Annotated in this window: 1 protein-coding gene; it reads right to left on the reverse strand. The window is 55.8% G+C overall.

Annotated elements, in window-relative coordinates; translation table 11 throughout:
* Positions 1–362: beta-ketoacyl synthase N-terminal-like domain-containing protein (locus tag FN960_RS23610; RefSeq protein ID WP_368854056.1), on the reverse strand; the 362-nt coding region annotated here is incomplete at both ends.

Genomic DNA, 362 nt, shown 5'->3' on the forward strand with positions numbered 1-362 from the left:
GCGCCATTTTCTGGCGGTGACGTCATATGATAAGCATCGCTGCTCATACCAAAGCCGACGAGTTCAGCGTAAATTTTCGCACCGCGTTTTTTCGCGTGTTCGTACTCTTCAAGTACCAGCATACCGGCACCATCGCCCAGTACGAAACCATCACGCTCTTTATCCCACGGGCGGCTCGCCGCTTGCGGGTTATCATTGCGGGTAGATAATGCACGTGCCGCGCCAAAACCACCAACACCCAGCGGCGTACTGGCTTTCTCTGCGCCACCTGCAACCATCACGTCAGCATCGCCATACGCGATAATACGCGCAGCATGGCCAATGTTGTGCACGCCGGAAGTACAGGCGGTCGCGATAGAGAT

The organism is Alkalicoccobacillus porphyridii (assembly GCF_007293315.1).
Classification (GTDB): Bacteria; Bacillota; Bacilli; order Bacillales; family Bacillaceae_D; genus Alkalicoccobacillus; species Alkalicoccobacillus porphyridii.